The organism is Bacillus cereus group sp. TH152-1LC, assembly GCF_027710505.1.
Taxonomy (GTDB): Bacteria; Bacillota; Bacilli; order Bacillales; family Bacillaceae_G; genus Bacillus_A; species Bacillus_A mobilis.
Genome location: NZ_JAQFNK010000001.1, coordinates 698,954 through 712,042, shown reverse-complemented (window position 1 = coordinate 712,042; position 13,089 = coordinate 698,954). Strand labels below are relative to the sequence as shown.

Sequence of the window (13,089 nt, the reverse complement as noted above, 5' to 3'; positions counted from 1 at the left end):
TAAAAATACCCTATCCAAAAAAATTCCTCTTTTCGTCCAAATTCCATCTTTCATAAAAAAGATATCGAATTCAATCGATATCTTTTAGAAACTTCTTCTATTGTTATAGGATTCATGTCTGTAAGCTACAGAGAACCATACCCCTATCGCACCAATTAGTATATTCATTACCCATATTGTAATAAGAGCACCGTTACTAGGTTCGATATGTAAGTAGTCAAAATCTGCGAATTCTTTTCTTTTAAACTTATCCGCTACCATGTCACTTACCTTTTCCACAATAGGAACAAAGTCTTTTATCTCTTTTTGCTCCATCATGAAATCTCGAATCTCTATTTTTAAGATTTCTACCTCTGACCACGAGAATGGATACACCCAATTAAGTGTCCCGTCCTTTTTCATGGAAAACGCAACAACAAAATCATTCTTGTTACCGCCTTGCCATGCATCCTGTAGAGCAAAACCATAATCTTCAGGTTTGTCTCCTACATTCACGAAAATTAGATTTACCTGCTTCCATGAACGTTTTTTACCAGGCTTTTCAGGGTCAGGCACCATTTTATTGAGCTCCGTGTTCTTTTGAGCTAAAACTTTCAATGCTTCCATTTTATTTGGAACTTTACCTACTATTCTATCTACATAAAAATAATTTTGTACTTCTGATGGGTATTTTGGCAAATCCGGAAACTTATTCAAGTCAATATCAGGATGTTTATAAATACTATAAGAAGCCTGAACCTTATTTGTATATGCATGTGTAGAAGCAGTTGGAGTTTTATAAGGAAACATCTTTTCTAATTCACTTTTATGATTTGGGAACGAATCATCCATTCTTCTGCCATCAGGTGTCCTTGAAACATAAATCCAACCATCATCGGTTGTTTTAATATGGTTCTCTGCATCATGATGCACCCAATAACCAGGAGTAGTTGTACAGCTTTGTTTCCCTTTTGAATCCGTTGTACATGTTGTACTCGGTGGAATCCATTCATCCCATTCTTCATCATGGCTCCAATCTTCTATATAACCACTCCGAACTTCTGTAGCCCTAGTCTTTGCTGCATAGTCTATCCCTATGATAATTCCCATAGAAGCAAAACCAAGTATGGTGACTAGGATTACTCGAAGCCAGTTCTGAGTTGTACAAAATTCGAAAATAAAATAGGCTAGTCCTAATAATATAGCTGGAATCCAGAACATCATTATTCCCCTTTAATATTAATTTCGTTGTCCTTGCCTGTTTCGAATGTTTTTTCTGTTTTTTCTGAAGTTACAACATATTTGTTCGCATCTTTTTCTTCAAATCTGAAAATTATATTCATAATGACATATTTTCTAACAGCAGTATTGTATTCTCTTACTTTATCTGAGATGTTTTTCTGACTGTTGTTGAATTGTTCACGAGAAGCAGCAATCTGAGTTTGAAGTTTAGAGTAAACTCCTGTGTCTAATTGCGGGTTGTTTTCTTGAACCATCTTCATTAGAACATTTTCATCTTTCTTGTAACGACCTGTGATGATATCCGTATAAACCTTTTTAATATCATCTGCTTGCATATCCGTAACTTGCGCCATTTCTTTAAATGATTTCCACATCTTATCATATTCACTCTTATTCGCAACATGCTGCGACTTGATGCCTTCATCTAAAGCTACAACTTCATTACGGTGGGTCCAGATGGTTGAGAAGGATATGATTGCCGTTAATAGCAGGAATCCAAACACACCAGCACAACCAATTAATACTTTTTTCAACATAAATTCCCCTTTTCGATTTCTGAATTTGGAAACAAGAATATTGTAACCTAATATTAAGACGTTTTCAAACTCTATTTACTCAAATCCAGAATTTTTTTAGAACATATGTTTTTTTCGACGTAAAATCAGGAAACCTTTTTATCATATACAAATATACCCAATTAATCACACGCTTAACATAAGCCTTCCTTCCCTTTTCACATGCAAACTTATATAATATGAAAAACAACGCTGGGAGGAATAATACATGAAAAAAGATGTCTTTCATATGCTAGATTATATTCATTATGAATTGTTTCAAGAAGAATTAATGGATTGGGCAAAGATTAATAACATTAATTTTAAATACACAGGCACTATCAGGGAAAACATTAAAAGAAATGATTGTAAGTTAGGTTTTGTCATTTTAGAAATCATTTCACATGATACAGAAAAATCAATACTTCTCACAACAGAGAATGAGCTTTCCATCGAAAATAAAAGAAAAACAAAATCATTTTATATTCCTACTGTGGAAGTATGGCTTTCCGTAGAAAAAATAAATAACCATCAATATTCATACGACTTTGAAGAATACATTGATATCACTCTTTCTGATTTAATTCCTTATCTTGAACGTCATTTAAAATTAAGCATAGAAAAATAACTCCTTTTTCTCAGTATTTATATGATAAACCAAACATAGATTTTGCATTTATGAGTGCAGATTATCGATTCTCTCGCTTAAAACAATAACTTTTATCTTTTTGTACCTAAATCTAGTTCCTGTATTATAATTTATGAAATGCTTTTTAAGGGGACTTATTTATGGATACATATGAGAAATTTAATGTAAATAAATAATCTTTTTAAACACAGGCATTGAAAAAAATAATTATTCTTGGATTACGGAGGAACTACAATGGAAACTAAAATGAACTACTATTCAATACAAAAAGGAAGCGAAAGCGGAGAATATTTAGCGGTAATTAAAGCTCATAGTGGTTACGAGGCACTAGGATACTATTGGGAAGAGAAGAACGATAACGGATTACTACCAGATGATATCTACGTTAGAAAAATCCATATTCCTGAAGTAAGTAGGTTACGAGCTGCGGGAGTTCCGTACTTCGACGACCTAAGTTATTGAGCACTCTTTTGAGTATCTTCCTTAATTGCATTTTTCCTAGTAAATAAGCAAGATAATACAAATACATTTAAGGCGCAATGGTTTTTAAACCGCTGCGCTTTTTATTTTCTTTATAACGGTAAATCAAATATATAAATATTTTTATACATTTATTCAAAATAGCCTTATAATAATAAAGAACCTTAAACATACAGAATGGTAAAGGTTTATATATCTCAAAGGATTTAACTTTTTGGAAAAAAATAAAAAAACAATTAAAGGAGAAATTAAAATGAACATTCAATTTGAAACAAGAGAAAAACAAGTAGATGGACAAAAGGAATATCATGTATACGATGTTACAGATGGAAAAGAAGTATATGCAGGATGCGTGAAGAACTTTACATGGAATAAAAGTTTAAAGGATGGCGGATTCAATAGATTTGAACCATTTGATGCAAATGATTCAAGGATTAGCACTGACGGTTCTACTGTTGAAAGAGCCCAAGTCGAGGCATTAATTGGACGTGTTCAAAAAACATATGTAGATATTGTTAAATACGAAAAAAGAGTATCAGATGAGTGGGAAATGCAAAAAGACCATGCGTTGAGACTAGGTGTCAGTGAAGAACAATTTAAGCGTAATTATAATACTAGAGCAGGCATTCAATTAGTATTAAACCAAGAAAATAGTTTAGAAGAATTAAATCACAAGCTTAATGAATTGGTGTCATTCTCTAAATCAGACGTATTCTTAAACATCAGCAGTGAAGTAGTTAAATCTACAATTAATAACGCTATCTATATTCATGAAAAAGACATTGAAGATACTACAAATCAAATGGAGAGAACCAAGGGCTATCTAAAGAAATAACCTAATAATAAGGACCAAAGAACCACATTTTCAGGAAGGATGCAAACGATGGATAAAAATATTATTTGGAAGGATAAATCTTCATATAGTAGAGCCCAACGAGAACAGGCTCCAAGTGTATTAACAGCAACAATTGGAAAAATAGATATCACTGTTCATCGACATATTTTCTATAAAGGATGGGTATTGTCTTCAAGAGCATTAGGCATCGAAACAGAACAACTTGATTTTGAAAATCTTGAAGATTGTAAGAAGCAAGCCTTAGAAAAAGTAACAACTCTTTTGGAACGTAAAATTAAAGAATTCCAAGATGTACAATCCACAATCAACAATTTATTAAACTAGTAAGTTTATTTTTAATCCGAAACTATAATAAAGAAAACCCTACTTATATGTACAGTAGGGTTTTTTGTATGCATTAAACATAATGAATTAAAATTTCGAATCAAAAAAGAGTGTATATATTACACCCTTTCCATTTATTATTTTCTACCACTCTTCCCTTTTCATTACATCTAATAATCGAAAAGATTCAATTTTTTCTTTTTGTTCTTGTGTGAATTTGTGTTTTTTATCTTCTAACCACAATTCTAATAATCCCTCTTCTGCTAACAATTCAACTAAGTCGAATATATGACCTGGTTCAAATATAGTTTCTGGAAATTTCTTAAAACCTATATCAAACTTCTTTTTGTCTCTACTTCTAATCGAATTTGCAAAATAAAATTCACCATAGTTTATTCTATCTCTAAATTCTCTTATAGTTTTTAACATGACTATTGCCATAATTGTAACGGTTATTCCCAAAACAATTGTAGAAGTAACATTAGGTACTCCTGGTAATAGTGTAGATATACATCCAAAGAAAATGATAATTCCACTCACGTATAAACATTTACCTATTCTATGAGACACCCTATTCTTATTAATTTTGAAAAAGTCAGCAAATCTATATGTCACCAAACCTATTGTGATGTACATAATTGCTACGCCGATATGTATCATACCCTCTTCTCCTTTTTGCATTTCTTATACTACAATTTTATCACAGTAAAATTCAATGGGTAAAAATTATTTATGCCATATAAATAAAAAACAGTAAATCCCGCAAAATGGATTTTATTTATGCTAGTATTTCACTTATAAAGACCAATAGCCATATTTAATTGATGGGGGAATTTAATATGAAGAAAATGATGATTACTGTTTTACTAACAGCTATTGTTACAATTATGTCTGCTTGCTCTGGTGCTGCAAATTCAATGCAAGCAACTGGGAAACACATGAGCTCATCCAATTACCTTTTAGTTAAGCAGAGCGGAGGTAAAGTCGTCGAATCTGAATTAGTAATAGACAAAGTTGTTAATTCAGAAAAAGACTCTGATGGTTGGTTTTATATTATTCCGAAAATAAATAATGTAGATAGTGGGAATGACAAACTGTATAATCGTATGGGCGGAGATGTATCAGTTCGTGAAGTTCCAACACAGCAAGTATTAGATTACTACATGAATTACTACAATCTAAAGCCTGAAATGGTAATCAACTACGAAAAAATAAAATAAAGTCTACATATCATAAAGCTGCGGCATCGCGGCTTTATTTTTGTATAATCGAGTCTTTTTAATTCAAAAATACATTTTAACTACAACCATATATGATTTCCACGATAATAATATTTTGTGATACAATCTAGAAAACTTGAAAAGGTACTATGCCTTCTCAATCGAAAGGAAATGATGAAATGAACACAAAAGAATTCAAACTAACTACTGAAGATTTATTGATTTTACTGAACAGCACAAGAAGTATTTTATCTGAGAAAACAAAGTTATCGTTATTTGAGCAATTGATTCAACGTTACCACGAAAAGAGAGATTTCAATTTATATGAAGAAACAATTAATGCATTCTACGTAAATAAACTTTCTTTCCATCTTGGAAAAACTTCTTTGCATATTGATATATCACTTCCGAAAACTATCAAAGTGATTGATATGATTGCAAAATATGAATCGATTTCTACAGACGAGATTCCTCAAGAGCATGCAAAATATTTATTTGCATTGACTAAAGAGTTTATTCTAGTAATTGAAAAATTGGTTGATAAAAAGGCATTTGAAGGAGATTATTCATTATTATCTCATCAAGTTTCAATGTTAAAAACAATTCTAAACAAATCCAAAAATAATAATGACATCATCACAATATTTGATAATGTGATTCGCAATATCGAGGAGTCTAATCCCCTATTATTAGAACACAAAGAAGAAAAGAAACCTATCAAATTTGGTGAGCTTGAATTGACTTCGCCTCTTTATAAAATGTCTAAGACAGCATTTCTAGGTATTTTAGAAAATCTACAACTTTATAAAGAAGATGATTTTTATAAAATTGTAGAACATGCACTTCATAAATATGAACCAAGAATTTTTCATGAGGCAAATCAATCTGAATTACCCATTTATATTACTTCCATGAAAAAACTAACAAAGAAAATGAATTTTCATTTTTATGCACCTCATATGGTTTTTAAAAACAGGAAAAAAGAAGACCTAAATAACATGTACTACCATCCGCTGCCATGCAAAACAATTGAGGAGTTTTATATAGAATATTGTTTATTCCTTGATGAACTGGAGAATACCGGTGTATTTGGCTCCACGGAAAAGACATATCTTCATTATCGTTTTCTAAAAAGTAGTTTTCATTTAAGTGATACACTTGCGCAGCATTTTGTTGACCATTCAGAGATTCTTTTAGAAGAAATAACATCTCGATTGAAACATAAGGATGCTTCTAAAATAAGTCAAATTTGGACAACACCATTTACTTATACAGAATTAGATGAATTAATATTTTTGGATACAGGTCGCGACTTGAGGGAAAATAGCTTAACTTACGAGATGCAACTTGTAAACGGAGAAATAATCGGAAAGTGGAAAGGAAAAACGATTAGAGTACGAGGCAATGGATATAACTATATCGATGCTCCAAGAGGAGACCTATCTGTTACGGAATATGATGTAATTGAAGACATTCAACGTTCTGTTATCAAATTCATACTCCCTTTGTCTAATGTCCGTCTTTCGGAACGTATGAAAGAATTAATTTCTTTTTATTCAAACGACATTTTACAGATTGAACTAGATATGATTAATGAAGAAGAGATATCAGCATTGAAATACTCAAAAAACATAAATTCATTAATCGCTAAAATTCTAGAAAATCGTTTAGAAAACCAAATACTAAATGACAATGAGATTCAGTTAATTTTTGATAATACATGTTGTTTAACTAACCTACCATTTCAGAAATTAACCAGCTCTATTGTAATTTCTTATTTAAAGAAAGCAGTTAATAAAAAGGTACTAGATATTCAAAAAGAAGATGATTTAGCTAAGTTGTTTATCATTAAAATGGATGATAAATCCGCACAAAATGCTTTTCTAGCAGAAATACTATATGAAGTTTCTCCTGAAATGACAACTTATTTATCATCGTTAGTAAATGAGGATGAACTAGAAAGTGATATGTCACTTGAAGATAGAAAAAACGAATTGATATCTAGATATTTTTACAAACATTTAAAACGTAATGGTCAAAAAGTCGACAATTTGATTCTTTAAGATTCATAATTAACAGTAAACATCTATAAGCGAGCATTTGCTCGCTTTTTTTAATTACAATAATTATCTTTCTAGCAATTGCTATCCCCTCTTCCCTTCTATTCATTGAAAATTAACCCATTAATCTATTTCATTAAAAACCTTATTACCAATTTCTATAATTAAATTAAAACAATGATATAATTTTGAAAAAAGGAGAAACTCCATGAAAGAAAATACTATATCTCTACAAACAAACATTGAAGGTATGATAAACTCACCTGAACTGCACATTTTAAGGAAACAACTTATGAATTTAGTGCAAACTAATGAAAGCGAAAATGATTACTATATAAGGGAAAACATTAATGGGAAACCTTATAATCCAAACAATAATTCTTTAAATAACATATCCAAAGTTGATGATGTATTAATCGAAACCCTACAGAAGCTTAGTCCATTTATGGTACAAAATCCAATTACGACGACATATATGAATTTTGACTTAAAAGATATTCTTAGTCGATTAATTCCATTCACTAAGAAGCAAATTGAAAGAATGACGGAAAATACACGATTAAGGGTTGTAAAACTCGCCTTGTTAGGTGTAGATAATGCATTAACAGTACATAAAAACATAACTTTAGATGAACGAAAAATAATGTTTTACGATACATTCGAATCTGAAAAATTAAGAATTCTCATGGAAGACAACGAGGATAAAATAATTGTTTTAGAAGAAGATGCTATTCATCTTATTCGTAATATCTTCAGTACAGTCTTATCTAAATGGTTACACTACTATATGGGACTTACTACAATCCCGAAAATTCCATCTTATATACAATTTCATCAAAACGAAGAAAATTATATGCTTTATGATTTATGCATAGAAACACTAAAACAGTTCCCTCATCTCGATGCATGTTATATGGAAACTCTAAAGAACAGCATTGAATGTTACCTCTTAGAAGGACATACATTATCCAAGGAAGAAATTTCAGAAATAAGGGAATTCAAATTTTGTCCTTTTCTACATGAATTATATGATTATTCCTTTTTAATTAGTAAAAGTGATAATAATGAAATAGTTCCTAACAACAAAGTAATTCAAGGTAATCTTGGATTATTTCAAAAGACGAGAAATGTAGTTAAATTATTAGATGAATTATATATACTAATAAGAAACCCTGCTGATTTTGAAAACATCGCAGCGCATATATTATCTTTTGCAGAACTTGTACAATCGATTTCTTCAAGACTAGAAATTACAACTATTTGTGATGCTTCCGGATTAGAATTAATAGCAGAAGTAATTGATTGCCTTCCTAAATTGGAACAAATGTTAAAAAGACAATACTAAATGACAATGGGATATATCTATATATATCCCATTTTTTATTTCCCTCTTCTCTCACTTATTCCTCTGCATTTTAATATATTGTTTTTAATTTTTAGAAAATTGTTTTATTTCAAAAAGGAATCTACTGAATTATCAGTAAATATATATCACACCTTAGAACTTTAGTTATTTAAACTATCAAAATTAAAAATGGAGGATAACATCATGAAGAAAAAACAAATCGCATTACTCACTTCTTTATCTTTGGCAGCAACGCTTACTATGGCGGGTTGCGGAAAAGAAACTCAAGAAACCGCAAAGCCAAAACAAGTATTACATCTTGTAGAAACAGCTGAAATCCCTACTATGGATTCAACCTTAGCAACTGACGCCGTATCTTTTAAAGTATTAACGAATACAATGGAAGGCTTATATCGTTTAGATAAGAACAACAAAGCAACTTCTGGAATGGCAGAGTCAGTTGATATTAGTAAAGATAAAAAGACTTACACGTTCCACTTAAAAGATGCAAAATGGTCTAATGGAGAACAAGTAACTGCAAAAGATTTTGAATATGCTTGGAAACGCGCTGTAAATCCAGAAACCGGTGCGCAATATGCATATATTATGTTTGATGTTAAAAATGCAGAAAAAATTAATAAAAAAGAATTACCAGTATCACAATTAGGTGTTAAAGCAATCGATGATAAAACATTAGAAGTTCAACTAGAAAAGCCGGTACCTTATTTCCTTGAATTGGTTGCGTTCCCTACCTTCTTCCCATTGAATGAAAAATACGTTACTTCTCATGGTAGTAAATTTGGATTAGAAGACGAGACGACATTATATAACGGACCATTTATTCTTTCGAATTGGGAACATGAAAAAGGTTGGGAATTAAAGAAAAACAATTCATATTGGGATAACAAAACAGTTAAATTACAAGAAGTTGATTTTAACGTAGTAAAAGAAGTATCTACTACAGTTAACTTATTTGAAAGTGGACAAATTGATGGAGGAACCATTTCTGCTGAATTTGTAGATAAGTACAATTCTAGTCCTGATTTAAGAAAAATAAATGAACCGACAGTATATTTCTTACGTTTTAATGAATCATCAAATAAATTATTATCTAATGTTAACTTCAGAAAAGCTATAGATTCTGCTGTAGATAAAAAGTCCGTAGTGGATGTTATTCTGAATAACGGTTCTTCTCCAGCCTATTACTTTATCCCAAATAACTTTGTATCTAATGCAAAAGGCGAAGATTTCCGTAAAGTAAATGGAGACCTTGGTAAATATGATGAATCTCTAGCAAAAGAATATTGGAACAAAGCGAAGAAAGAAACTGGTATCAATACGATTAGTCTAGAATTATTAAACTTCGACAATGATAGTGCAAAACGCATTGGCGAATACTATAAAGAACAAATTGAAAAAACATTACCAGGTGTAACGATTAAAATTAAACAACAGCCATTCGCACAAAAATTAAAGCTAGAAACCAATAAAGACTATCAAATTTCTTTATCTGGATGGGGTCCAGATTATCCAGATGCAATGACTTTCTTAGATATGTTCACAACGGAAAATGCTCAAAACAAAATGGCTTACTCTAATAAAAAGTATGATGAATTAGTACAAAAAGCAAAAAACACAATTAACCCTCAAGAGCGTTTTGATGCTGAGTTAGCAGCTGAAAAAGTATTACTGGACGATATGGCAATTTCTCCGGTTTATCAAAGAGGACGCGCTATGTTGCAACGTGAAAATATAAAAGATTTATATTACCATCCAACAGGCGGAGAGTTCTCTTACAAATGGACATATATCTCAAATAAAAAATAACTTTAAAACCCTTACTTTTAAAATAAAAGTAAGGGTTTATCATTTATATTTACATCCTCCCATTCCTAAACATTAAAACCTTCAAGAAGAATTTTTCTCAACAAAATAAAAAGCACCCACAAATTATGTAGGTGCTTATAGTGGTCTTCCTGTCGGTCCCACCTCATAGAATTCCAATTTTGAATCATTCTCCATTATTTCTAACTTCATTTCTCTAGAATCAACAAGATGTAATCCCGCCTGCTCTGCTATATACCTACAAAGCCAAATAAGATTTTCTTTCGCACCCTTATGCATTTTATTCAGCATTTCAAAACTAATAAGTTTCTGTTCTAATGTTGAAAGTGAACTATATTTCATTTTATTTAAATCATCTTTTATTTTTGAAATTGTTGGATTAGCAGCTGCTTTAGACATTTCTTTAATTATTATTTGTTTTGGTTCAGAAATTTCAGGTTCTTGAATTTCTTTTTTATCCCAAGAGTTCGGGAAATCCAACTCATATTTTCTTCCTTTCACACTCAAAAAACCATATTTTTTTCTTTTTACACTTACAAATATTTTTTCCATTTGTAACCATCACCTCTTTCCCTATTAAAATATCACATAATTTTAGTTTTCGTGAAAATTCCTTATAAAACGAAATTCACGCCTAATTTTACTGATTAAATGTAGGGGTTTCCCCATTCATACATAATGTATAAATGAGCCCTGTATTACAATATGATAGGTCTCTTTATCATATAAGAGTAACTCTTCTACCTTTTGTTTGTTTTTTGTTGCAAACAAACAACAAAGGCACTATAATCAATGCGTTTTAATAAGAAAGTAAGGTGACTCCTGAATTATGAGGAACACTGTAACCAAAAAACTAGGTTTTATTATCAGTATTATGTTTTTGCTGTGTGTTGTAGCCATGTCAGTCGTAAACTATAACATCAGCTACAGAGAAATTAAAGATGCTGCCGGCGTAGAATTAGTGGGTTGTGCCAATATTACCACTGGTTTATTAACACCAGCAGAAATCGAAGGATTAGTAAGTAAGGATAAAACATTATCGAAAAAAGTGGGCGAAACTATCTCTTGGACTGTTGCTCACAAAAAGATATTCCTTAATCAATATATTCTTTCTACAGATGGCACAATTTTAGCATTAGATGAAAATATGGCTAAACAAGGTTATAAAATAGGTGATAAGTTCCCAATTTCTGAAGAATCTTTGAAAATGGTTACTCATCACAAGCATACTGCATATTCTGATATATATAAAGAAGGAAACTATGACAGAATCAGCGGATATGCTCCTATTTATATTGACCACGACTCTTCAAAAAAAGTAGTAGCAATCAGTGCAATAGATTTTGATGCTAAAATAGTACAAGACAGAACGATTAAAACAATTGGAACAGGATTATTATTCGGTTTGATTCCAATATTAATAGTTACAGTTCTAACTATCTTATTAATCAGAGCTACTATTAAACCACTTGTTGAGTTGAAAAACTATGCAAGAACCGTTTCTGAAGGTGACTTAAGTATCAAAGAACTGAAAGTGAAAGGAAATGATGAAATAAGCGAACTAACCGAGAGTTTTAATCAACTTGTTCGTAATTTCAGAGAAACACTTAGTCATGTTTCAAAAAATTCACTTCAAGTTGCGGAAACATCACAAAGATTAAAAATGAATTCTGAAAGCTTAGAAGTAAACTCTAAATCTATATCTACTCATATTCAAAATGTAGCTACAAGTAATGTTGAACAAGTAGATACTTCTGTGAAAGTAAATCAAGAAATCACTAAAATCTTTGAAGATGTTAATAGCATGACTCAAATCATTATAGAAGCTGAAAATTCATCTGTTGAATCTTCTAATAAAGCAGACAGAGGAAACATCGTTGTTGAAAATACGATTACGCAAATGCAAAACATCGCTGAAAAAACATTGCAAATTAATAATGCTATGGGTGAATTAAAGAAAAAATCTGATGCAGTAGGCAATATTGTTTCTACTATCACTGACTTTGCTGAACAAACTAATTTATTAGCTTTAAATGCAAGCATTGAAGCAGCTCGTGCTGGCGAAAATGGAAAAGGTTTTGCAGTAGTAGCTGACGAAGTAAGAAAACTTGCTGAACAATCCGGAAAAGCTACACAAGAAATTAGTGAATTAATTAATCAAATTCAAAAAGAGACACTAACAGTGGTAGGAGCAATTACTGAGGGTTCTAATTCAGTTGACGAGGGAATAACTCTAGTAGGAGATGCTAAACAATCATTCGAAGACATTTCTGTTTCTGTTAAAGAAATTAATCATCAAATGAAAGAAGCATCTGACTTTGCCCAATACATCAAAAATAGTGTTGAATCTATTCTTGAAGCTGTTGAAATCATTAAGGAAGCTACTGCTGTTGCATCTAAGTTAGCGCAAGAAGTAGCACAATCTTCAGAAGAGCAAACTGCTTCAACAGAAGACGTAGTAACTGTTATTAAAACTTTATCTGAAATTGCTGATGAATTAAAGAATAGAGTGAATCAATTTAAATTTGAATAATA

At 31.1% G+C, this 13,089-nt stretch carries 13 protein-coding genes; 9 read left to right on the top strand and 4 right to left on the bottom strand.

Features of this window, described 5'->3' with window-relative positions; translation table 11 throughout:
- Positions 1–84: 84 nt before the first annotated feature.
- Positions 85–1,200 carry a hypothetical protein gene (locus tag PDL00_RS03725; protein WP_270726527.1) on the bottom strand — a complete coding sequence of 372 codons (1,116 nt, stop codon included), beginning with the start codon at positions 1,198–1,200 and terminating at the stop codon, positions 85–87.
- Between the two features lie 2 nt (positions 1,201–1,202).
- Complete coding sequence (locus PDL00_RS03720; RefSeq protein ID WP_270726525.1) at positions 1,203–1,754, bottom strand: hypothetical protein; 552 nt, start codon at positions 1,752–1,754, stop codon at positions 1,203–1,205.
- 250 nt (positions 1,755–2,004) lie between these two features.
- Here PDL00_RS03720 and PDL00_RS03715 point away from each other — a divergent pair, with 250 nt between their 5' ends.
- The 4 genes from PDL00_RS03715 (at position 2,005) to PDL00_RS03700 (ending at position 4,084) form a co-directional block, all read left to right on the top strand.
- Positions 2,005–2,403, top strand: a complete 399-nt coding sequence (locus tag PDL00_RS03715; RefSeq protein WP_270726522.1) for a hypothetical protein — start codon at positions 2,005–2,007, stop codon at positions 2,401–2,403.
- A gap of 255 nt (positions 2,404–2,658) precedes the next feature.
- Positions 2,659–2,886: a hypothetical protein gene (locus tag PDL00_RS03710; protein WP_270726520.1), complete on the top strand. Its 228-nt coding sequence runs from the start codon at positions 2,659–2,661 to the stop codon at positions 2,884–2,886.
- A 271-nt stretch (positions 2,887–3,157) separates the two neighbouring features.
- The gene (locus PDL00_RS03705) at positions 3,158–3,739 is read left to right on the top strand and encodes a hypothetical protein (protein WP_270726518.1); all 582 of its coding nucleotides are present in this window, start codon (positions 3,158–3,160) and stop codon (positions 3,737–3,739) included.
- 48 nt (positions 3,740–3,787) lie between these two features.
- Entirely contained in the window at positions 3,788–4,084 is a 297-nt protein-coding gene (locus PDL00_RS03700; RefSeq protein ID WP_270726516.1) for a hypothetical protein, read from the top strand.
- Positions 4,085–4,228: 144 nt separating this feature from the next.
- On the opposite strand, the gene PDL00_RS03695 is transcribed toward PDL00_RS03700, so the two are convergent.
- On the bottom strand, positions 4,229–4,744 hold the full coding sequence (locus tag PDL00_RS03695) for a hypothetical protein (RefSeq protein WP_270726513.1): 516 nt from the start codon (positions 4,742–4,744) through the stop codon (positions 4,229–4,231).
- A 179-nt stretch (positions 4,745–4,923) separates the two neighbouring features.
- On the opposite strand from PDL00_RS03695, the gene PDL00_RS03690 reads away from it, so the two are divergent.
- The 4 genes from PDL00_RS03690 (at position 4,924) to PDL00_RS03675 (ending at position 10,536) form a co-directional block, all read left to right on the top strand.
- The gene (locus PDL00_RS03690) at positions 4,924–5,304 is read left to right on the top strand and encodes a hypothetical protein (protein ID WP_098007401.1); all 381 of its coding nucleotides are present in this window, start codon (positions 4,924–4,926) and stop codon (positions 5,302–5,304) included.
- A gap of 179 nt (positions 5,305–5,483) precedes the next feature.
- On the top strand, positions 5,484–7,367 hold the full coding sequence (locus tag PDL00_RS03685; RefSeq protein ID WP_270726511.1) for a hypothetical protein: 1,884 nt from the start codon (positions 5,484–5,486) through the stop codon (positions 7,365–7,367).
- Positions 7,368–7,572: 205 nt separating this feature from the next.
- Complete coding sequence (locus PDL00_RS03680) at positions 7,573–8,709, top strand: hypothetical protein (RefSeq protein WP_270726508.1); 1,137 nt, start codon at positions 7,573–7,575, stop codon at positions 8,707–8,709.
- Between the two features lie 204 nt (positions 8,710–8,913).
- The gene (locus tag PDL00_RS03675; RefSeq protein WP_270726505.1) at positions 8,914–10,536 is read left to right on the top strand and encodes a peptide ABC transporter substrate-binding protein; all 1,623 of its coding nucleotides are present in this window, start codon (positions 8,914–8,916) and stop codon (positions 10,534–10,536) included.
- 135 nt (positions 10,537–10,671) lie between these two features.
- Here the strand turns inward: PDL00_RS03675 and PDL00_RS03670 are convergent, their stop codons facing one another.
- Entirely contained in the window at positions 10,672–11,106 is a 435-nt protein-coding gene (locus PDL00_RS03670) for a hypothetical protein (RefSeq protein ID WP_270726503.1), read from the bottom strand.
- 277 nt (positions 11,107–11,383) lie between these two features.
- On the opposite strand from PDL00_RS03670, the gene PDL00_RS03665 reads away from it, so the two are divergent.
- Complete coding sequence (locus tag PDL00_RS03665; protein WP_270726502.1) at positions 11,384–13,087, top strand: methyl-accepting chemotaxis protein; 1,704 nt, start codon at positions 11,384–11,386, stop codon at positions 13,085–13,087.
- Positions 13,088–13,089 lie beyond the last annotated feature (2 nt).

Bases quoted from the DNA above. Each gene is read 5' to 3' on its own strand.
- PDL00_RS03725 (WP_270726527.1), bottom strand. From the start codon at position 1,200: ATGTTCTGGATTCCAGCTATATTATTAGGACTAGCCTATTTTATTTTC.
- PDL00_RS03715 (WP_270726522.1), top strand. From the start codon at position 2,005: ATGAAAAAAGATGTCTTTCATATGCTAGATTATATTCATTATGAATTG.
- PDL00_RS03710 (WP_270726520.1), top strand. From the start codon at position 2,659: ATGGAAACTAAAATGAACTACTATTCAATACAAAAAGGAAGCGAAAGC.
- PDL00_RS03705 (WP_270726518.1), top strand. From the start codon at position 3,158: ATGAACATTCAATTTGAAACAAGAGAAAAACAAGTAGATGGACAAAAG.
- PDL00_RS03700 (WP_270726516.1), top strand. From the start codon at position 3,788: ATGGATAAAAATATTATTTGGAAGGATAAATCTTCATATAGTAGAGCC.
- PDL00_RS03695 (WP_270726513.1), bottom strand. From the start codon at position 4,744: ATGATACATATCGGCGTAGCAATTATGTACATCACAATAGGTTTGGTG.
- PDL00_RS03690 (WP_098007401.1), top strand. From the start codon at position 4,924: ATGAAGAAAATGATGATTACTGTTTTACTAACAGCTATTGTTACAATT.
- PDL00_RS03685 (WP_270726511.1), top strand. From the start codon at position 5,484: ATGAACACAAAAGAATTCAAACTAACTACTGAAGATTTATTGATTTTA.
- PDL00_RS03680 (WP_270726508.1), top strand. From the start codon at position 7,573: ATGAAAGAAAATACTATATCTCTACAAACAAACATTGAAGGTATGATA.
- PDL00_RS03675 (WP_270726505.1), top strand. From the start codon at position 8,914: ATGAAGAAAAAACAAATCGCATTACTCACTTCTTTATCTTTGGCAGCA.
- PDL00_RS03670 (WP_270726503.1), bottom strand. From the start codon at position 11,106: ATGGAAAAAATATTTGTAAGTGTAAAAAGAAAAAAATATGGTTTTTTG.
- PDL00_RS03665 (WP_270726502.1), top strand. From the start codon at position 11,384: ATGAGGAACACTGTAACCAAAAAACTAGGTTTTATTATCAGTATTATG.